This window comes from Faecalibacillus intestinalis, assembly GCF_015097455.1.
GTDB lineage: Bacteria > Bacillota_I > Bacilli_A > Erysipelotrichales > Coprobacillaceae > Faecalibacillus > Faecalibacillus intestinalis.
The window spans coordinates 232,722-254,230 of record NZ_AP024085.1 but is presented as its reverse complement, the minus strand read 5'-3'; the positions used below and the strand labels follow the sequence as shown (position 1 = coordinate 254,230).

The following is a 21,509-nucleotide window of genomic DNA, read 5'->3' as shown; positions in this document are numbered from 1 at the left end:
ATCATTTCCAAAAAAAATCTACAAATGGAACTTTATGGAACGTAATTGTATTTAATAAATAATCTATTGCTGCAGATTGAATATTAAATTCTGAACCTACAGCAATAATTTTTTTATCTGTTGTTTTAAATGAAACATGAAATTGTTTTAAATAACTTTTTGTAAGATAATCTAAATCATTTAAAATAGCCGTTTTACTAACATAGTATTCTTCAGCAATATTTTGAAGTGAAACACCTTTTCCTTTTACAATAATATTAATAAATAGATTTCTTCTACGAACATCTATGTCAAATTTATTGTCTGTTTCAATTTCTTTTAAAGTATTAGCTTTTTCTAATGCTTTATTGATATCTTGTTTTTTACCAATAACTTTTATTCCACGATAAGGCCTTTTATCTATTTCTAAATTATAGGATTTCAACTCATCTCGTAATACATTAATATCAATATAAATTGTTTTAGGAGTAACATCAAACTTATCTGCCAATATTTGAGCAGGAACATAATCATCCTGTACTAACAAATAATTTAATATTTCTAGTTGTCTCGTTTTCATATTTGCCTCCTCTATGTTAATATAATTAATATTTTACTTTCTAACTATTTACCAACATTTTTATTCAATCGATCACCAACTTCTCCACTAGGATGATTGACTAAAAATACCTCTTGTGAAAATGAAGTGTTTTTTTCAAGATAAATAGCAATAGCATCAAACAACGAAATAACCGCTAATGTACTCGCTGTTGCTAACATATTATAAGCATCTGGTTCTTTTTCAATTTTAACCTTTAAAAATAAATCTGCAACTTTACAAATACTTGAACTTTCATTTTCCCCAACATAAACCAAATAAGCACCTTTACTTTTAATATTTCCTACAAAAGACACAAGCTCATTCGTATTACCACCTTTTGAAATAACAATGAAAATATCATTTTTATCTACAACACCTAATCCTCCATGTACTGCATCCGAAGGATTCACATAAAATGCTTTTTGATTTATCACTTGAAATGTATGTACAATTTTTTTTGCAGCCATTGCTGATGTACCACAACCAGAAACAAATATATTTCCTTCATTATCCTTTATTTTTTCAATTAATGTTTCAACACTTCTATAATCTAAATAATGAGAAAGTTTTTTTAATTCTTCACTTTCAGCATCAATAACAAACTGAATATCTTTTTCTAACATTGTTTATTCCCCCATTACCATAATATTGCACATTCTATTTCTTTCTCTTGTCTGATCAAAATCCACAAAATAAATTGAACCTACTTCACCAATTAAAAGTTTACCATCTCTAACAATAAAACTTTCACTTGCTCCTAGCAAATCAGAGCGCAAATGACCATCTGTATTCAACATTGTCCACTCTAAAGCGGGATAATTAGGATCTGTTTTTGCCATTCCATATTTAATATGTTCTGGTCCAGGGCTATGATATTGTCCTTCAGTTGTTTGTGTCGGTATAATCTTTTCTAATACTTCATTTAAATCTACTTGTAATAAATCATCCCCATAGTAATTTACATCATGCATATATTCATCAAAATATACTGAACAAGTTGTATGAGGTGAAGAAACAATAACAACACCGTTATTTATTTGACTTTTTTCAAATATTTTTTTAACATCACTTGTTATATTATGATATGACGGTCTATTTGAAACTGTTTTTAATTTAAGTTGTTCATGCAAAAATTTCATTTTAAAATTTTCTCCTTTAAAGATACATACACCGCTTCAGCACCAAATCCAGTTAATAATTGTACACCCATAATTACTTTATCCTTAATATCATCTGGAACTTGTGTTGTTGATAGTACAATATCATATTCTCCATTTTTTATAGATTCTAATTCTTGTCCAACAGCTGATTGTTTAATTTCCACTTTATTTTCTAATCCTTCTTCTTTTAACCATCTGTTAACTTTTGTTCTTACAACTGTTGAAGTAGCATGACCCGCTCCACACATAATAAGTAATTTTTTCATAATATTTATCCTCTCACGCAATTATTTTATGCATTAAATTTTTTTATCTTATTTACATAGAATAATAATCCTAAAATAACAACTGTAATAATTAAAATTCCTGGAAGTGAAAATACTTGTCCAATAAATACCATTAATGCATTTGGCCATAATCCTGCTGAAACATAAGATACCAGTCCACTTGATCCAACACTATATTGTGCTAATTGATAAGCTTTAGTTAATGCAGGAGCTAACCATGTTGCTAAATAAAGCATTGATGCAGAATAAATTCCACATCCAATAACTGATCTTAAAATATTTCCTTTAAATGCTGCTACCATACAAGATAATGCAAATACTAATGTTGGTAAATCGCCAAAAGGTAAGATTTTATTTCCTGGTAATACCACTGAAATAAAGAGTGTTACTGGAATTAATAATAGTGCTGTTGCCATAACTGCTGAGTTTCCAACTGTTAATGCTGCATCCATTCCAATATTAACAACTTTACCATGTAAATATTTTTTACAAAATTCTTGAGTCCCTTCAGCAATTGGAGTTAAACCTTCCATAAACATTCCAACCATTTTTGGAAGAATTTTTAATACCGCTGCCATTTGAACCCCTAATGTCATGAATCCACCAAAATCATAACCAGCTAATAAACCAATTACTACACCAATTACAAACCCAATAATAATAGGATCACCAATTAATCCAAATTTTTCTTGAATTGTTTCTGGATCAACATCTAAATCTTTTAATCCAGGAATTCTATCAAAAAGCCAATTTAGAGGTACTGCTAAAACCATACCAGACAATGCCATTAAATGCGTAATCGCAATTCCTGGGAAATTAAAGAATTTACTTAATAACGGTTGTGATAAATCCGCAAGTAGCAACTGTAATAAAAACCCTGGAATCATTGCAATTGCACCATATACATAATTACCTGTAATGCCCCAAACCATAACACCAATTAATGCTGGTTGCCATAAATTCCAAACATCTACATTTAATGTTTTTGTAATTCCTGTCCAAACTAAAATTAAATTTAAAATAAATGCTACAGGAATAATCAATACTCCTAATGTTGTAGAAAAGCTTAATGGTCCTGCTGTTCCACTACCCAAATCCATAATACTTAATGTCAAACCATAATTTTTTACCATAAGTTTAATTGCAGGTCCTAATACCTCTTGTAAAAAACCTGTAACCATATTTAAACCTATAAAACCAATTCCTACTGTAATACCTGCTATAATAGCTTTTGAAGGTTTAACTCTTACGATTAATCCTAAAATGATAATAATAATAGGAATAAACACAACTGAGCCTAAACCAATAAACCAAGTTACTGCATCCGCAATCATATTTATTTCTCCTTAACTATTTAATATTTTTTCTTTGTAATATATTTTTAAATGTTTCAATATTATCACATTCATCTAATTCTTTCATAAGCACTTGATCACTAAACATTTCCATTAATTTAGTCAATGTTTCTGCTTGTTCATGAGGGGTAGACATAGCAATCATAAACACCAATGTGACTGGAATTTTCTCATCATTATTTGCCATATTTTTAAAATACACCGGCTCTTTTAATGAGACAAATTCTATTTGTGATCTATTTACATAATCTGAATCTGTATGAGGGATAGCTACACAATATTTTCCCGTATTCAATCCTGTAGGAAATTCATTTTCTCTTTTTAATACATTTTCTAGAAAATTCTTTTTCACTACTCCTCTTTGATATAACTCATTTGCAGCTATTTCAATCACTTCTTCAGCCGAACTAGCTAAAATGTGAAATTGTGCAATCTTTTCATTAAAAAACATGTATACTCCTCTCTTTTTATCTGCTAAACTGCGTCCAGTTTAAGTCTCCCGTCAAAATCTATGTACATTATTTTTTTGACACTTAAATCTTATCATCACTTTAAATTGTAAGCAATTACACACTAGGTTCATAATATTCTACACATTAAGAAAATTTCCATATTAAATGTTAACCTTTTTTTATTTTTATTTAAGATTAAGTACAAAAATAAATTTTATTACATCATAATTTTGTATTATAATATTTTCGAGGTGAAACCATGAATAAAAATAATTATCATACCCATACCACGAGATGCTATCACGCTAGTGGAAAAGATGAAGAATATGTAAAAGCAGCTATTAAAGCTGGCATCAAAGAATTAGGATTTTCTGATCATACACCTTGGCATTATGATTCTTCTTTTAAAGCAACAATGCGTATGCCTGAAAGTCAATTAGATGATTATATTGAAAGCATTCGTTATCTTAAAGAAAAATATAAAGATCAAATTTCTATTTTAATTGGATTAGAATGTGAATATTTTGAAAGGTATATGCCTTGGCTTGAAAAGATGTTAAAAGATAAACAAATTGATTACATTATTTTAGGAAATCATTACTATGAAACAGATGAACTTCATCAATACTTTGGAAGTCCTGTCAATGAATACTATTTAAAAGCTTATGTAGATTATTGTATTAAAGCAATCGATACAGGTCTTTATAGTTATATAGCTCATCCTGATCTTGTTTACTATGATAAAGATTCAAAACTTTATCAAGAAGAAATGTCACGTTTATGTGCTTATGCTAAAGAAAAAGATATGCCTCTAGAATTTAATCTTTTAGGTTTTATGTCTGGTAGACATTATCCAAATGAATCTTTTTGGAAAATTGCTAGTAAGTATCAAAATAAAGCCATCATTGGTTTTGATGCCCATAGCCCCGATGCCCTTTTAAAAGACGATATCTATCAACAAGCCTTCAATTATCTTTCTTCTTTAGATGTTGAACTAATTGATACTATTAAGACATTAAAAAAATAAGGACAATGTCCTTACAAATAAAATGAACCCTGTAAAACGGACACAAGAAAAAAAGTACTTTGGTGCTTAGTCCTGTTTTACAGGGATTTTATTTTGTGTATTATGATAATTGAAGGAATAGTGGTGTGTTTATGGGGGTTAATTATTTTACAGAAGAACAGGTCAAAGAGCTTGAAAAGAATCCATATGTAAAGAAAGTTTCTAATAAAAGCATAACTTATGCAGAAGAATTCAAAGAACTATATTGGATTGATTATCAAAATGGAATACAACCCATTGAAATATTTAAAAAATATGGATTTGATCCAAATGTATTAGGAGCTAAACGAAGAAATACTTTTACTGAGCGTTTAAAAAAACAAACTCAACGAGTAGAAGGATTTAAAGATACAAGAAAAGATAATTCAGGTAGACCATCTACCAAAGAGCTATCTTTAGAAGAACAGATCGAAAGATTGAAACATAAGAACAAAGTTCTCCAACAGGAGAATGATTTTTTAAAAAGAGTGAGATTTATCAACAGAAAGCAAATTTCAAAACAATCGAAGAACAAACAGTAAGAGAAAAATATGAACTTATCGATAGAACTTTAAACCCAAAAAATAATGTATTAACAGTTTCGTATCTTTGTGAAAATGCCGGAGTATCAAGAAGTGGATTCTATTCATGGAAAAAAAGAAAAAACGATTTATCATCAACATATAACAAGAAAGAAGAACAGGATCTTAAAGACTTCGAATTGATTTTAGAGGACTACAATTTTAAAGGTTATGATAAAGGCAGACGTGGTATTCATATGCGTCTTCTTCATATGGGAGTCTTGATGAATCATAAGAAAATAACAAGATTGATGAAAAAATTTAATTTATTTTGTCCTATAAGGAAAGCAAATCCTGCAAGAAGAATGGCTAAAGCATTGAAGACATCAAATTATGCGGATAATATTTTAAAAAGGCATTTTGATGAATATGGACCTGGATATGTGTTAGAAACAGATATTACCTATCTATTTTATGGTCAAAAACGTTCAAAAGCTTATCTTTCTGTGGTAAAAGATGGTTTTACAAAACAAATTCTTTCATATGTATTGTCATCTTCATTGGAAGAGGATTTTGTATTAGAAACAATAAATCAGCTATTTGAAAATCATAAACGTAACATTCATACTGATGCATTGATTCATAGTGATCAGGGTGCTCATTATACAAGCGTTATGTTTATTGATCTTCTAAAAGATTTAGAAATAAGACAATCAATGTCAAGAAGAGGAAACTGTTGGGACAACGCTCCCCAAGAGTCATTCTTTGGACATATGAAAGATGAGGTTGACAAATATATAAATGCAGCATCAACGTATGATGAATTAAAAGAAGTGATTGATAGCTACATTGATTATTACAATAATGAACGTTATCAATACAAACTGGCTAAACTGTCACCAAATGAATATTTTGAGTATTACAAGACAGGAAACTATCCATTGAATCATATAACAAAAGAACCTGCTGAATATAAAGCAAAATTCAAACAGGTCAGACAAAATCTAAATAAGGACTTAACAATCAAAAGATTGATAAGTGTTATCAATAGAATATCTCATTTCAAATAACCCATTAGGTAGCTTGCATAAATGTTTAAGGATTAAATCAACATCATTATTTGAAAGAGATACATAACCAAGTTCATCCATCTTAGTAAAGATTACAGTTCCATTAAATACACCATCACAATCATTCAAATACCCTCTATATATAATAGTTGTATCATCATCATAAATGCTTAAATCCTTTACAAGAAGATAGATTGAAAGATCTTCTTCAAACAGATAATCACGATAATCAAAGACACCCAATTCTCTTTTAACTAGATCTGTCATTCTTTTAGTTTTTAAAATTTTTAATTCATTATCTTTTATAATTATATATTTACAATATTTAGACATAAAAATATATCCTCCTGGTTTTTTATACCTTGAGAATATATTCATTTTTATTCAAATTTAAGTACTTTTTTATTTATTGTCCTTGACATGGGGTCCACATTAAAAAACTACTCCCTTTTTACAAAAGTGTGTCTGATGCAGACTAACTCATAATTATACGAAACACCACTCTTTTATTCATTTTCTATTCATTTCTGGCTAATGGGTATTCATTTTTACTCTAAGTTGTCGTGCAATTTATTAGAATAGAATTTTTGAAAGAGCCAGCACCTTGAATGGGTTGACTCTTTCAATGTCACCTGTAATTGGCAAACTGGAAGTTGTTTATTAAACCTTTTTAACCTTAACCAACAACATCATAGGTCTACGCATTTCATTACACATTCCCGGCATACCCATCATATCTGCCGGAGGCATTGCTTCCTCAATAGCCTCAATTTGAAAACCACATTTTATAAGTGGATTCAATATCTGCGTTAATGTGTGGTGCTGTTTAATTACTCGTTGACCAAGAAAATTGGTTTCTCTTTCGCCTGTGTAATAGTAATTGTCGATTGGCCAATATTTAGGTTTCCCATTTTCATCATAAATCCAATCCTCATTAACACCTGCGGTGAAAGTCGGATGTTCAATATTGAATAGGAAATACCCACCTACTTTTAATGTGCAATACACCTTTTGATAAACATTAGCTAAATTTTCGATATAGTGCAGTACCAGGTTAGAAACAACTAGGTCATAAGTATTTTCAGGATAAATGTATTCTTCAACACCGCAAACTTTATACTTGATTTTGTCATCAGAGTTATCAGCTACTGCTTTTGCAATCATTTTTTGACTACTATCAATACCAAGAATTTCAGTAGCTCCCATTTGTGCGGCATATTTGCAATGCCAACCGTAACCACATCCTAAATCCAAAACTTTTTTTCCCTGTAATTTAGGGAATAACGGTTGCAACTGATGCCACTCTCCAGCAGCTTTCAGACCATCTTTGCTTCTTCCCATTTCCGCATATGCGGCAAAAAATTCACTATTATCGTAAATATTTCTCATTGATAATTACCTCCACAACTTCCGATTTGTATAACAGTAGTCTAACACACGTTGTTTAAAAATACTACAGCCAAACCAATGTCTGTAATTTGCCCTAAAATTTCATTTTATGGAATTTGGACTACTTGATTTTCTAATTGCATACGCAATTCGTGAAATGTATCATTATACTGTTGATACATCAGACACACAAATGTAAATAGGGACAAAAACTATCAAGAATCTAAAACAGATCTTGATAGTTTTTATTTACAAGTTCAATCGCTTGTTTACCTGTTAAATGTTCAATTGTAATTTCTACACAACAAAAATTTTTCCATTCTCTTTGAATTTCTTTTTCAACCGCAACTTCATCATTACAATATTTTAATCCTAAAGCATTTACCGCTTGATAGATTTCATCATCATCTTGTAAGATTTTTGCTTTTCCAAAAAGAATAATACTTCTAAAATAAGTTGTTAATTCTTCTTCAATAACATCTTCTTGATCAATAATACTTATTGATACTTTAGAATTATTTTTAATAGCGTCTATTTTATGTCCTGATTTTGCTCCATGAAAATAAATCTTTCCATCTAAGTAAACATAATTAACAGGAATTGAATATGGATACCCATCATCACCATGTAAAGCAAGTGTTGCTGTTTTTGCTCTTTTTAAAATATCAATACATTGCTTTTCAGTTAATTTTTGTTTTTTTCTTCTCATTTCTCTAAACATATTATTACCTATATTTCCAATGTAAAAAATTTATGTAAGATATCTTTTGTCACTTCTCTATTTTCTTTATTCACTAAGATTGTTAAATGATCACCTAAATGTAGAATTGTATCTCCTCGTGGTACAATTTCTTCAATTCCTCGATTAATAGAAATAATAATACATTCTTTAGGTAATCCTAATTCTTTGATTGGTAAATCTAAACAACATGAACCAAGTTCTACAGAATAATGGAGAATTTCTTTTTCTTCTAAGGAAATTTCATGATTGCCATTTTTAATCATTCGATTAAGTAAACTATGATAAATAGGTTCACATTTCATCATATTAGCTACAACATAACCAACAAAACTACATACAGCAATTGGTAAAAACTGTGATAAACTTCCACACATTTCTGCAATTAAAACAATGCCTGTAATAGGAGCACGAACAATACTCGCAAATAATCCCGACATTGCTACAACTATAAAGTTATTAAAATACATTTGTGGAACGCCACAATAAGTTGTCACAATTAAAGCATACGCACAACCTATTAAGCTTCCTAAAACAAGCAAAGGAAAGAAGATACCTCCTGGTGTGCCTGAGCCAAAGGAAATAAGTGAAAAGATAAATTTCATTAATAAAAGTAATAAAATGGTACTTAAGACAAAGTTTCCTTCATGAAGAATATCTATAATATGATGTCCACCACATAAAACATCTGGATAAAAGATCATAAAAACAACAGAAATCAATAAAGGAATATAGATTTTTTGATTGTTTTTCAAGAATGTAATTTTATCATAGAGTTTTAAAGTAAACATAGTTGTTTTATTATAAATAACACCTAATACACCAACAATAATCCCTAAAATAATAAGAAAACCATATTGTCCTAAAGGCAAAGTATCTGCAAGTGGAAAATAAAGTGAAGGGGTCATCCCAAAAATATTTTTACTTATAAAATCACCTGTTAAAGATGCTACCATAACAGTAACAAGTGCCAGTGGTGAAAAGTTTTTATGGATTTCTTCCAAAGCAAATAACACCCCAGCAAGTGGTGCATTAAAAGCTGCTGAAAGTCCTGCTGCTGCCCCACATGTTAAAAGATATTTTTCCTCAAGTTTCATTCTTTTAAATACAGAAGCTAGTCCTTTACCAACCATCGCTCCAAGTTGAATACTTGGTCCTTCTCTACCTAATGATAAACCGCCTACAATAGAAAGTGTCCCTGCCATCATTTTAGCAAGAATAACTTTATACCATTTTTCATCAATTTGATCAATCATTTCTGCTTCTACTTGTGGAATTCCACTTCCTGAAATATAAGATTCATATTTTAAAAGCTTAGAAATAATAAAACCAATAATTAAAACACATACAATCCAAATACATAAATGAAGTGTGTTATTTTTGATATAATCCACTACAAAATAAGCCATCTTTTCTCCATAAGAAAGCAACAATCTATAAACAACACCCACAATACCCGCTAAAATACCAACAATAAATCCTTCTAATAAAACAATATTATCAAAACGACTTTTAGAGCTTAAAAAACGAGCAATTGAAAACTCTTTTCTTTCCATAATTCTCCCCCAATTCGTTTTTTATTATAGCACTTTATTAAAAAGAAAAACACAAGAATCATTACTCTTGCGTTTCATCTTTTTCATCATAATAATTTCTTACTAATGATTGTGTTTTTCTAATATGTTTTTCTACATTTGCTTTTGCAAGTGCTTTATCTTTCTTTACAATCGCTTCATAAATTTCTTTATGTTCTTGTGCTGCTTCAATTAAACGATTTGGTTGTTTAATTGAATGTCTGGAAGTAACATGAATATAATAGTTAATATCTGACAATAATTGTTCAAAATATTGTGAATGAGTTGCTCTATAAATAGCTTCATGGAAATCAATGTTTACTTCTGTAAATCTTTCTTGATCATTTTTTTCAGCATAGAATTCTAATAAATCATAGATTTCTTTAATTCTGTCTAATTCTTCTTGAGTAATACGATCAATAGCAAGTTGTACAGATAAACTTTCTAAAACAACACGAATTTCTAACATATCATCAATATCTCTTGATGAAAAACCTAATACATAAACTCCTTTATTAGGAATACTTTTAACTAATCCTTCTAATTCTAATTGTTTTAAAGCTTCTCTAATGGGTGTTCTAGAAATATTTAGTTCTTTAGAAAGAACAACTTCATTTAATTTTTGTCCTTTTTCATATTCTTCATTTAAAATCTTATCTCTTAAAATACAAAAGATGCGATGTCCTAAGGAACCATGTCCTGCATTTTCTAAAATATTTTTTTTCATACTATAACCTATCTATAATTGCTTGCGTGAATTCCTTTGTAGAAGCATGTCCACCAATATCACGCGTTACAATTTTTCCCTCTTCTACGACTTTTGAAAGTGCATCACGTAGCCTATTTGCTTGATCATTTTGTCCTAAGGCTTCTAACATTAAAGCAAAGGCTAAAAGCAATGCACTTGGGTTAGCAATTCCTTTTCCGGCAATATCAGGAGCACTACCATGAACAGCTTCATAAATACGGTATTCATCTCCAATATTACCACTAGGAGCAAATCCTAATCCACCTACTAAACCTGCACATAAATCAGAAACAATATCTCCATATAAATTAGGAGCAACCAATACATCAAATGTTTCTGGTCTTAAAACAAGCTGCATACACATATTATCAATGATTACTTCTTGTTTTTCGATTTCTGGATAATCTTTACCTACATTTCTAAAACATTCTAAGAATAATCCATCTGTAAATTTCATAATATTCGCTTTATGAATGGCCGTGACTTTTTTTCTACCATTTGCTTTTGCATATTCAAAAGCATAACGACAAATCTTTTCACTGGCTTCTCTAGTAATTAATTTAATACCATGCGCAACATCATCACCCACCATATATTCAATTCCTTTATAAAGATCTTCCGTATTTTCACGAATCATGACTAAATCAATATTTTCATATTTAGAATCAATTCCTTTAAAAGAACGAATTGGTCTTACATTGGCATAAGTTGCAAATTTTTGTCTTAAAGCAACATTGACACTTCTAAATCCTGTACCAATAGGTGTTGCTGTTGGACCTTTTAATGCCCATTTATATTCTTTAATAGCATCTACAAGTCCTGGTTCAAAGACTTCTTTTGTTTTAGCAGCATATTCTGCACCAGCTTGATATTCTACCCATTCAATATCTAAATTCATCGCTTTTGTAATGTCAACAACACTTTGTGAAATTTCTTTTCCGATTCCATCACCTGGAATTAATACTGCTTTCATTAAAAGTCACCTCCTAATTCTTTAATTGCATTTAATAGACCACCATATTGAATCATTGTTTTTTCTCTTGGTGATAATTTTAATTTTGCGGTAATTGTTTGATTATTTGTTTTATTGATAACAGTAATATCTTTATTGTTTTCAACACTATCTAATAAATTAATTAATTCATATTCATCTTGATCATTAAAGAAATCGTAATCTTTTTGATTAATAACAAGTGGTAAAATACCATTATTAATTAAGTTCGAACGATGAATTCTTGCAAATGAAATAGCAAAAATTGCTTTGATCTTTAAATAATTAGGAACAAGGGCTGCATGTTCACGTGAAGAACCTTGACCGTAGTTATCTCCACCAACAATAAATCCTCCGCCATTTTCAATGCATCTATTATAGAATTGATCATCTACTTTACAGAAAGAGAATTTAGCAAGATGTGGCACATTACTTCTATATGGGAGTAATTTAGAATCAGATGGCACAATGTGGTCTGTAGAAATATTATCTCCTACTTTTAAACATACTTTACCTTTAAATGTATCTGGTAATTTATCTCCTCGAGGAACTGGTTTAATATTTGGTCCCATATAAACTTCATTTTGAGGATCATATTCATCAATAAAGAAATTCTTATTCTTCACAAATGGTGTATTTTCAATATCGTCTAAATACATATCATCTTCAAATTCATCTGTTAAATATCCTTTGATTGCACTTAAAGCAGCAACTTCAGGTGATACTAAATAAACACTAGCATCATTTGTTCCTGAACGTCCTTTAAAGTTACGGTTGATAGTTCTTAAAGAAACACCTTTAGAAAGTGGTGCTTGCCCCATACCGATGCATGGTCCACAACCACATTCAAGAATTCTTGCCCCAGAGGCAATCATATCCGCTAAAGCTCCACATTTAGAAAGCATTGCTAGAATACTAGAAGAACCTGGAGCAATAACAAGTGATACATGAGTTGCTACTCTTCTTCCTTTTAAGATTTTTGCAGCTTTTAACATATCAGGAAGTGATGAGTTTGTACAAGAACCAATCACTACTTGATTAATTTTCATTCCTTTTAATTCACTTACTGGTACAACAGCATCTGGACTATGTGGTTTAGCAGTTAATGGTACTAATTTTGATAAATCAACGGTGATTTCTTCATCATATGTAGCATCTTCATCCGCTTTTAATTCAACATAATCTTCTTCTCTTCCTTGTTGAATTAAGTATTCTTTAGTAATTTCATCTGTTGGAAAGACGGAAGTCGTTGCCCCTAATTCAGCCCCCATATTACAAATAGTTGCACGATCTGTTAATGATAATTCTTTTAAACCTTCTCCAGTGTACTCAATAATCTTATTAACTCCACCTTTGACAGATAATTGTTGTAAAATATATAAAATAACATCTTTAGCCGAAGCCCATTTTGCTTTTTTACCTACTAAATTCACTCTAACAACACTTGGACATTGTAAATAATATGTACCTGTTGCCATTGCTACAGCGACATCTAATCCTCCTGCCCCAATAGCAATCATTCCCATCGCACCACATGTTGGTGTATGTGAATCTGATCCTACTAATGTTTTACCAGGTTTTGCAAAGTTTTCTAATTGCAATTGATGGCAAACACCATTTCCTGGTTTAGAAAAAGTAATTCCATGTTTCTTTGCAACACTACGGATAAATTCATGATCATCCATATTTTCAAAACCTGTTTGTAACATATTATGATCAATATATGCAACTGCCTTTTCAACCGCTACATGTTCAATTCCCATTGCCTCTAATTGTAAATAAGCCATTGTCCCTGTTGAATCTTGAGTTAATGTTTGATCAATTTGAATCCCTATTTGTTGACCAGCGACTAACTCACCACTTTTAAGTTTAGTACTTAAGATTTTATACGCTAAATTCATTATTCTACGTCCCCCTTATTACGATTGTATACAATTATACATTCCATGTGTATTATTGTAAATACATTCTAAGTAAATAAAGGGATTTTTTTACGTATATTCCATTAAAATTGTATATTGTATACAGTTATCAATCATTTAAAAAGGGAGCAAAAGCTCCGCTTTTTTTATAAATCTAAGGCATATGCAATCGCAAGTTTTGTTGTATCTACGATTGAATCAATATGACAACGTTCTTTACCATGTGAATTGATCACAGCCATACCAAATGCTGCAGCATAAACATTATTACCTGCACGAATTGCAGCATTAGCGTCTGTTCCATAATGGAAGAAAACATCAACACAATAATATAAGTTTGTTTTTTTAGCTTGGTTGATAATTCTTGTAGTAAGTTCTCTGTCATATGGAGAATAGTTATCTTTAGCACAGATACTTACTGTTTTTTCATCAGCATGATAATCAGGCCCAATTAATCCAATATCTAAAGCAACATATTCTTCTACTTCTTCTGGTACATAAGCTCCACCGTGTCCGATTTCTTCATAAATTGGGAAAGCTAATAATGTACGATATTTTGGTTTTAAGTTATTTCTTTTGAAGTAAGCCATCATTTCGATTAATGCAGCAACTGCAGCTTTATCATCAATATAACGTGAAACAACATATCCTGATGGTGTATATTCGAAATGAGGATCTACAGAGATCACATCACCATGATCAATACCTAAAGCCATAACTTCTTCTTTAGAATGAACATCTTCATGTAAGATAACTTCCATATGATCTTCATCTCTTGGCATTGTTCTAGCATCTTCAAATACATGAACTGAGTGAGCTTTACAAATAACCATACCTCTATATTTGCGTCCATCTCTTGTAATAAGAGTAACACCTTCACCTTCCATACTATGGTAGTTAACACCACCTAATTGTCTTACAATTAAATGACCGTTATCATCAATATGACGAACAACTAAACCAATTGTATCTAAGTGAGCACCCAAACATACTGTTTTAGAATTATCTTCTCCTTCTAAAGTAATGTAAGCTGTTCTTTTACGATCATAAGTTACTTCTAATCCAAATTCAGCAGCTTTTTTTTCTAATAAAGGGAAAACTTCTTCATAATAACTAACTGGACTTGGTACATCAATAAATTCTTTACATAATTCAACTAATTCATTTTTGTTAATATTCATTTCCATTTTATAATACCCCTTTTACTTTTTATCATATAAATGACATGCGCAGAAATGACCTGGTTCTACTTCTTTAAAATCGGGTCTCTCTGTTTTACAAATATCCATTACTTTCGGACATCTTGTACAGAAACGACATCCTTTTGGTGGGTTGGCTGGACTTGGCACATCGCCACCTAATATTTGTTTATCTTCGATTCTTTCTTTTCCAATTCTTGGAATTGCTGAAAATAATGCTTGAGTATAAGGATGTAATGGTTTGGCATAAAGTGATTCTGTATCAGCCATTTCCATCATATTACCTAAATACATAACCCCTACTCTATCAGCAATATGTTTTACAACACTTAAGTCATGGGAAATGAAGATATAAGCAATACCCATTTTTTCTTGTAATTCATTTAATAAGTTAATGATTTTTGCTTGAATTGAAACATCTAATGCTGAAACAGGTTCATCACAAATAATCAATTTTGGTTGTAAAGCAATTGCACGGGCAATACCAATACGTTGTCTTTGTCCTCCTGAGAATTCATGAGGATAACGATACATGTAGTCTAAATTTAAACCAACTTGTTTCATAACTTCCACAACACGTGCATCACGTTCTTCTTTTGTTTTATAACATTTAGCGATATCAATTGGTTCAGCAATAATATCTTTAACTGTCATACGTGGATTTAAAGAAGCATAAGGATCTTGGAAAATCAATTTGATTTTATCACGTGCTTCTTGTAATTCTTTACCTTTTAAGCTTGTAAAATCTTGACCATCTAAGATCACTTTTCCTTCAGTTGGTTCAATTAAACGGATTACACTTTTACCCATTGTTGATTTACCACATCCTGATTCACCAACAATCCCAAAAGTTTCTCCTATTTTAACATCAAAGCTAATATCATCTACCGCTTTAACAACGCTTTTTTTACCTCTTAAAGAAGATGATTTAATAGAATAATATTTCTTTAAATGTTCTACTTTTAATAAAACGTCTTGATTATTTTCCATTTTCTACATCCTCCTTATTCCATCTTTCATGATATTTCCAACAACGAACTAAATGGTTTTCACCATGTTCCATCATTGCTGGACATTCTTGATGACAGATTTCTTTGGCATGTTTACAACGTGGTGCGAAGAAACATCCTTTTGGAAGTTCATAAAGCATTGGTACAGAACCAGGAATAACTTCCAATTCTTCTTGATCATCGCTATCGATATCAGGGATTGATCTTCTTAGACCAATAGTATAAGGATGTAAAGGATTTTTAAATAAATCTTCTACATTTGTATATTCTACGATCTTACCTGCATACATAACGATTACGTTATCTGCCATTTCTGAAATAACACCCATATCATGTGTAATTAATAATACGGCTGTATTTAATTCTTTTTTCATTTTATTAATTAATTTTAAGATTTGTGCTTGAATTGTAACGTCTAATGCTGTTGTAGGTTCATCACAAATCAATAATGATGGATTACATGAAAGTGCCATAGCAATCATGATTCTTTGTCTCATCCCACCAGACAATTGATGGGGACAAGAAGCAAATACTTTTTCAGGCATTGGAATACCTACAAGTTTAATCATTTCTAAAGCACGTTCTTTAGCTTCTTGTTTACTCATTTTTTCATGAGTTAAAACAGCTTCCATAATTTGTTTTCCAACAGTAATAACTGGATTTAAAGATGTCATTGGCTCTTGGAAAATCATTGAGATTTCTTTACCACGAATATCTCTCATTTCTTTAGGAGATTTCTTTAATAAATCTTCTCCTTTATACATAATTTCACCAGCAGTAATTTTACCTGGAGGAGATGGTATTAATTGCATTAATGATAAAGCTGTCATACTTTTACCACAACCAGATTCTCCAACAACTCCTAAAGTTTCTCCTGGTTTGATATTAAAACTTACTTCTTGTACAGCAGGAAGCGCTCCACGATCTGTAAAGAAGGTAATACCAAGATCTTTGACTTCTAATAATTCTTTATTTTCACTCATATCTTTTCCCCTTTTTACGATCTTAATTTTGGATCAAGCGCATCTCTTAATCCATCACCTAACATATTGAACGCTAATACTGTAATAATAATAGCTAACCCTGGAATTACTGAATAGTATGTTGCACTACGAATATATGGCTGTGAAAAACTAATCATTGAACCCCAGCTTGCCATTGGTGCTTTAACACCTAAACCTAAAAAGCTTAATGATGCTTCTGACATAATTGCATTTGGAATACCTAATGTTACAGTAACGATTAATGTTGATAAACAGTTAGGTAATAAATGCTTCATAATAATTCTAAAACTATTTCCACCGCTGACTTTACATGCATCGATGTATTCCATCTTTTTAAGACGCATAACATCCCCACGGATAAGTCTGGCTGTTGAAGCCCAACCTAAAAGGCCAAGCGCTAAGTAAAGGTTAATTAAACCTGGTCCTAAAACGAACATGATGGCCATCGCAAATAATAAGAATGGAAAAGATGAAAATACTTGAATTAAAAATGAAATAACAGAATCTACTTTTCCACCAAAATATCCGGCACAAACACCCATCGTATACCCAATAACTGTCGCAATAATTTGTGAAATGATACCAACACTTAAAGAAACACGGCATCCATAAATAATTCTTGAAAAAATATCTCTTCCTAAATCATCTGTACCAAACCAATGTTGTCCGCAAGGTTTCATTAAACGATCTGTAAGAACCTGTTTGTTTGGATCATAAGGAGCAATCAATGGTGCAAATAAAGCAATTAAGCATAAAAGAATAACGATGAACAAACATACCATTGCTACTTTATTTTTCTTGAAAATGTTCCAACTGATTGACCAATAACTTTGATATGTTTGATCTTTTTTCTTTTTAAACATTTTATGATGACTCCTTTCCTAAACGAATTCTTGGGTCGACTACTGTATAAAGTAAATCAACTACTAAATACATAATGACACAAATAACCGCAATATACATCACGCCACCTTGGACGATTGGTAAATCACGTGTATTAATACTATCTACTAACATTTTTCCAATTCCCGGAATTGAAAATACAGATTCTACTAAGACAGATCCTGTTAAGATGTTTCCTAAATCAGATCCTGCAATTGTAATAATTGGAATTAACGCATTACGTAAAGCATGTTTAATTGTAACAACCCAACCTTTTAAGCCTTTAGCTTCAGCTGTACGAATGTAATCTTGTGATAAAACATCTAACATACTTGTTCTTGTAATACGAGCAATACTTGCTGCATATCTTGTACCTAAGGCAATACCTGGTAAGATAAATGATTTAAAACTATCAATACCTGATAAAGGTAATAAATTAAATTTCAAACAGATAACAATTTGTAAAATGATAGCAATCCAGAATGCGGGAGCTGAAATACCAAATACAGAAATTGTCATTAAAGCTGAATCAACCCACTTACCATGATTAACGGCAGCCACAACACCTACTACTATTCCTAAAACAACAGCTAATATATAAGCAATACCAGCAAGCTTAGCCGTTACTAAAAATGAACTTGTTAAAATATCAATTACTGGTTTATTTTGGAAATATGATGTTCCAAAGTTTCCTTGAAGCATATTTCCTAACCAGCTGAAATATTGAATATAAATTGGTTGGTCTAATCCCATTTCATGTGTAACACGTGCAATCGTTGTTTGATCAGCGAACTCACCTAACATGATTTCAACTGGATTACCAGGCACAATGTTTAACACAAAGAATGTGATTAACGAAATACAAAAAACGACACCAATAGCTTGTAATACACGTTTTAGTAAATACTTCGTCATATTTTTCCTCCTTTTTCCTACAATAAATATATGGAATGCATTGCTGCATTCCATATATGATTAACACTTATTTAATTTCATTTACTATTTTTTAGATAAATCAATATCAATGTTATATAAATGATAAATTAAGTTTCCTAATTTAGCATTTTTTACATATGGTTTAGCAACAAATTGTAACTTACCATAATATAATGGAATTGTTCCATAATCTTCACGAGATAAGATATAATCTGCTTTTTTGTATAATTCAACACGTTTATCAGAATCATTTGATTCTCGAGCTTCTTTCATTAATGAATCGAATTCAGGATTATTGTAGAATACACCTTTTCCTACAGCGTTTTCTGAATAGTAATAAGTATACATTTGGTTATCAGCATCTGCATATAATGGGAACCAACCAAGAACTGTAGCTTGTAATTCACCAGCAGCTCTAGCTGAAGACCAAATACCTGCATCAATTGTTTCTACATTCATAGTAATTCCAGCTTCTTTTAAGTAAGCTTGTAATGCAGTAGCGATTTTTTCTTCTTTTTGTCTAACTTTGCAAGTAAATGTAGGGTTTGAAATACCTGCATCAGCTAAAACTTGTTTAGCTTTTTTAACGTTATGTTCATAAGTTTTTAATTTGTCATCATGACCTGGAACACTTGGATTTAAGAATGATGAAGCTGGTTCAGCAGCACCATTTAATACAGTACTACATAATTCTTTACGGTTAATAGCTAATGAGATTGCTTCTCTAACTGCTTTATTACTTAATACTGGATCATTATCTTTAATTGATAAGAAATATGTACCTAATGGAGTTACTTGAGTAATTTCATCTTTTAAATCACTATCTTTATATTGATCTAATAATGAAGTATCTAAGTCACACATATCAATGTTACCTTGTTCATATTCCATCATTTTTGTACTTGCATCATCAATATAAACAATTTCTAAACGATCTAAGTTAGCTTTTTTACCATGATATTTTTTATTTGGTACCATTACAACTTTAGTTTGTTCATCATTTTCTTTAATTACATAAGGACCAGTACCAATTAAGTTAGTTCCTTTACCCCAGTTTTCACCAGCAGCAGCACATGCATCTGAAGGATAAATTGAAGCATAGTCCATACCTAAGTTAGCAACAAATGGCGCAAATTTGTAATCAATATGTAATTTAAAAGTGTAATCATCAACTGTTTCAAAACCACTTAATTCAGTAGCTTTACCATCTAACATATCTTGAGCACCAGTAATCATGTTGTACATATATGTATTTGTACATCCTGTTGCTGGTGTAAACATTCTTTCGAATGTATATTTAACATCTTCAGTAGTTAAATCAGAACCATCTGAGAATTTAACACCTTTTTTAAGTGTAATTGTATAAGTTAATCCATCATCAGATACCTCTGGCATATCTTTAGCAAGAACACATTCTTCTTTATTATCATCATTCCAACGATATAATCCCTCTAATACGTTGTCAGCAACAGAAGAAGCCCCTGAAGTAGTGTTAGTTTGCATATCTAAACCAACTTTTGGATTAGATTGACCAAAGCGAAATACTTTTTCGCCACTTTCTGTACTTTTGCTTGAGCTACTTGAACCACCACATCCAGCTAAGGATACAGCCATTGCAGCAACAGCAAGAACAGATAAAGATTTCTTTAATAAGTTCATTTCCCTTTCCTCCTAGTTTTAACAATTCCCTACTTAAACTTTCTTAAAGTACCTTTGTATTATATCAAAGGGGTTTCTTGATTTCAACAGCATATTGCATTTTTGTATACAATTGAAAACAATTATCTAATTTCATACCTTATTATTTTATGTTTTTTTGCAAAAAATGTTCTTGTTTATGCAAAAAAACAATATCCAATCCACATGGATATTGTTTTTCATTTTAAAGCATACTTGTCATTCCACCATCAATAACAAGTAATTGTCCTGTTGTATAAGTACAAGCGTCACTTGCAAAATAGATAAGTGCTCCGTTCATTTCACCTTCACGACCAAATCTCTTAAGAGCTACTCTGTTTTTTAAAACAAGAGAACCTGGTGCATCTAAAGCATCATGTGTCATTTCTGTATCATAGACACCTGGTGCAATCGCATTAACAAGAATACCATAAGGTGCTAGATCTCCTGCCATGGCTTTTGTAAGGTTAACAACCCCACCTTTAGCCGCAAAATAACTTACTTGAGCAGGTCCAGCTTGAATACCACCAACCGATGAAATATTAATAATTCTTCCATATTTTTGTTTCATCATAATAGTTGAAACTTCTCTTGCCATGAGGAAAACACCTTTTAAATCTGTATCTAAAACTTTATCCCATTGGGCTGTTGTATGATCATGAAGACCACTTGAGTATTCAACAACACCAGCATTATTTACAAGAATATCAATTTTTCCAAAATGATCGACGACAGCTTTAACCGCATTTTTAATACTTTCTTCATCTGTAACATCACATGAAACAGGTAAACAATCATGTCCATTTTGTTTTAATTCTTTAGAAAATTCTTCTAATCTTTCTTTTCTACGTGCAAGGATAGCGACATCGCATCCTTGTTCACTTAATGCTCTTGCAAATTGTTGTCCAAGCCCACTTGAAGCTCCTGTAACAACCGCTACTTTCCCTGTTAAATCAAAACTAATCATC

The 21,509-nt window shown here is 31.0% G+C and carries 23 protein-coding genes; 3 read left to right on the top strand and 20 right to left on the bottom strand.

Annotated elements, in window-relative coordinates; all coding sequences use genetic code 11:
• Nucleotide 1: 1 nt before the first annotated feature.
• The 6 genes from Fi14EGH31_RS01315 to Fi14EGH31_RS01290 are packed head-to-tail and all read right to left on the bottom strand — an operon-like array spanning nt 2 to nt 3,833.
• The gene (locus Fi14EGH31_RS01315; RefSeq protein ID WP_200765058.1) at nt 2-559 is read right to left on the bottom strand and encodes an HTH domain-containing protein; all 558 of its coding nucleotides are present in this window, start codon (nt 557-559) and stop codon (nt 2-4) included.
• A gap of 44 nt (nt 560-603) precedes the next feature.
• Complete coding sequence (locus tag Fi14EGH31_RS01310) at nt 604-1,203, bottom strand: KpsF/GutQ family sugar-phosphate isomerase (protein ID WP_117347591.1); 600 nt, start codon at nt 1,201-1,203, stop codon at nt 604-606.
• 3 nt (nt 1,204-1,206) lie between these two features.
• Nucleotides 1,207-1,719, bottom strand: a complete 513-nt coding sequence (locus tag Fi14EGH31_RS01305; RefSeq protein WP_117347592.1) for a YjbQ family protein — start codon at nt 1,717-1,719, stop codon at nt 1,207-1,209.
• Nucleotides 1,716-2,006, bottom strand: coding sequence for a PTS sugar transporter subunit IIB (locus Fi14EGH31_RS01300; RefSeq protein WP_200765057.1), 291 nt, complete (start codon nt 2,004-2,006; stop codon nt 1,716-1,718). Before Fi14EGH31_RS01300 ends, Fi14EGH31_RS01305 begins: the two co-directional genes overlap by 4 nt.
• A gap of 26 nt (nt 2,007-2,032) precedes the next feature.
• On the bottom strand, nt 2,033-3,361 hold the full coding sequence (locus Fi14EGH31_RS01295) for a PTS galactitol transporter subunit IIC (RefSeq protein ID WP_117347594.1): 1,329 nt from the start codon (nt 3,359-3,361) through the stop codon (nt 2,033-2,035).
• Between the two features lie 16 nt (nt 3,362-3,377).
• Nucleotides 3,378-3,833 carry a PTS sugar transporter subunit IIA gene (locus tag Fi14EGH31_RS01290; protein WP_200765056.1) on the bottom strand — a complete coding sequence of 152 codons (456 nt, stop codon included), beginning with the start codon at nt 3,831-3,833 and terminating at the stop codon, nt 3,378-3,380.
• A gap of 260 nt (nt 3,834-4,093) precedes the next feature.
• Between Fi14EGH31_RS01290 and Fi14EGH31_RS01285 the strand changes: the two genes are divergently transcribed.
• The 3 genes from Fi14EGH31_RS01285 to Fi14EGH31_RS01275 all read left to right on the top strand — a co-directional run bounded on the left by Fi14EGH31_RS01285 (nt 4,094) and on the right by Fi14EGH31_RS01275 (nt 6,470).
• On the top strand, nt 4,094-4,861 hold the full coding sequence (locus Fi14EGH31_RS01285; protein WP_200765055.1) for a histidinol-phosphatase: 768 nt from the start codon (nt 4,094-4,096) through the stop codon (nt 4,859-4,861).
• Between the two features lie 131 nt (nt 4,862-4,992).
• Nucleotides 4,993-5,421 carry an HTH domain-containing protein gene (locus Fi14EGH31_RS01280; protein ID WP_200765054.1) on the top strand — a complete coding sequence of 143 codons (429 nt, stop codon included), beginning with the start codon at nt 4,993-4,995 and terminating at the stop codon, nt 5,419-5,421.
• Nucleotides 5,373-6,470, top strand: coding sequence for an IS3 family transposase (locus Fi14EGH31_RS01275; protein WP_200765359.1), 1,098 nt, complete (start codon nt 5,373-5,375; stop codon nt 6,468-6,470). Before Fi14EGH31_RS01280 ends, Fi14EGH31_RS01275 begins: the two co-directional genes overlap by 49 nt.
• On the opposite strand, the gene Fi14EGH31_RS01270 is transcribed toward Fi14EGH31_RS01275, so the two are convergent.
• From Fi14EGH31_RS01270 to Fi14EGH31_RS01205, 14 genes are all read right to left on the bottom strand, one after another.
• Entirely contained in the window at nt 6,417-6,803 is a 387-nt protein-coding gene (locus tag Fi14EGH31_RS01270; RefSeq protein ID WP_022002109.1) for a hypothetical protein, read from the bottom strand. The two genes, Fi14EGH31_RS01275 and Fi14EGH31_RS01270, sit on opposite strands and share 54 nt — an antisense overlap.
• 327 nt (nt 6,804-7,130) lie before the next feature.
• On the bottom strand, nt 7,131-7,859 hold the full coding sequence (locus Fi14EGH31_RS01265; protein ID WP_022262569.1) for a class I SAM-dependent methyltransferase: 729 nt from the start codon (nt 7,857-7,859) through the stop codon (nt 7,131-7,133).
• 223 nt (nt 7,860-8,082) lie between these two features.
• A complete protein-coding gene (locus Fi14EGH31_RS01260) occupies nt 8,083-8,580 on the bottom strand; it encodes a pyridoxamine 5'-phosphate oxidase family protein (protein WP_200765053.1) in 498 nt (165 codons plus the stop codon).
• A gap of 8 nt (nt 8,581-8,588) precedes the next feature.
• Complete coding sequence (locus Fi14EGH31_RS01255) at nt 8,589-10,154, bottom strand: ClC family H(+)/Cl(-) exchange transporter (RefSeq protein ID WP_200765052.1); 1,566 nt, start codon at nt 10,152-10,154, stop codon at nt 8,589-8,591.
• 61 nt (nt 10,155-10,215) lie between these two features.
• Nucleotides 10,216-10,899 carry a GntR family transcriptional regulator gene (locus Fi14EGH31_RS01250; RefSeq protein ID WP_107030194.1) on the bottom strand — a complete coding sequence of 228 codons (684 nt, stop codon included), beginning with the start codon at nt 10,897-10,899 and terminating at the stop codon, nt 10,216-10,218.
• A 1-nt stretch (nt 10,900) separates the two neighbouring features.
• Nucleotides 10,901-11,893 carry an isocitrate/isopropylmalate dehydrogenase family protein gene (locus Fi14EGH31_RS01245; protein WP_107030193.1) on the bottom strand — a complete coding sequence of 331 codons (993 nt, stop codon included), beginning with the start codon at nt 11,891-11,893 and terminating at the stop codon, nt 10,901-10,903.
• Nucleotides 11,893-13,812 (bottom strand): aconitate hydratase, encoded by a 1,920-nt coding sequence (locus Fi14EGH31_RS01240; protein WP_117574703.1) that lies wholly within the window; start codon nt 13,810-13,812, stop codon nt 11,893-11,895. Before Fi14EGH31_RS01240 ends, Fi14EGH31_RS01245 begins: the two co-directional genes overlap by 1 nt.
• A 167-nt stretch (nt 13,813-13,979) precedes the next feature.
• A complete protein-coding gene (locus tag Fi14EGH31_RS01235) occupies nt 13,980-15,020 on the bottom strand; it encodes a M42 family metallopeptidase (protein WP_200765051.1) in 1,041 nt (346 codons plus the stop codon).
• A 15-nt stretch (nt 15,021-15,035) separates the two neighbouring features.
• A complete protein-coding gene (locus Fi14EGH31_RS01230; protein ID WP_107030190.1) occupies nt 15,036-16,022 on the bottom strand; it encodes an ABC transporter ATP-binding protein in 987 nt (328 codons plus the stop codon).
• Nucleotides 16,012-17,025, bottom strand: a complete 1,014-nt coding sequence (locus Fi14EGH31_RS01225; RefSeq protein WP_022001688.1) for an ABC transporter ATP-binding protein — start codon at nt 17,023-17,025, stop codon at nt 16,012-16,014. Before Fi14EGH31_RS01225 ends, Fi14EGH31_RS01230 begins: the two co-directional genes overlap by 11 nt.
• A 14-nt stretch (nt 17,026-17,039) precedes the next feature.
• Nucleotides 17,040-17,909: an ABC transporter permease gene (locus Fi14EGH31_RS01220; protein ID WP_022001689.1), complete on the bottom strand. Its 870-nt coding sequence runs from the start codon at nt 17,907-17,909 to the stop codon at nt 17,040-17,042.
• A 1-nt stretch (nt 17,910) separates the two neighbouring features.
• On the bottom strand, nt 17,911-18,843 hold the full coding sequence (locus tag Fi14EGH31_RS01215) for an ABC transporter permease (protein WP_234697815.1): 933 nt from the start codon (nt 18,841-18,843) through the stop codon (nt 17,911-17,913).
• An 84-nt stretch (nt 18,844-18,927) separates the two neighbouring features.
• Nucleotides 18,928-20,523 (bottom strand): ABC transporter substrate-binding protein, encoded by a 1,596-nt coding sequence (locus tag Fi14EGH31_RS01210; protein ID WP_200765049.1) that lies wholly within the window; start codon nt 20,521-20,523, stop codon nt 18,928-18,930.
• A gap of 223 nt (nt 20,524-20,746) precedes the next feature.
• Nucleotides 20,747-21,508: an SDR family NAD(P)-dependent oxidoreductase gene (locus tag Fi14EGH31_RS01205; protein ID WP_107030188.1), complete on the bottom strand. Its 762-nt coding sequence runs from the start codon at nt 21,506-21,508 to the stop codon at nt 20,747-20,749.
• Nucleotide 21,509 lies beyond the last annotated feature (1 nt).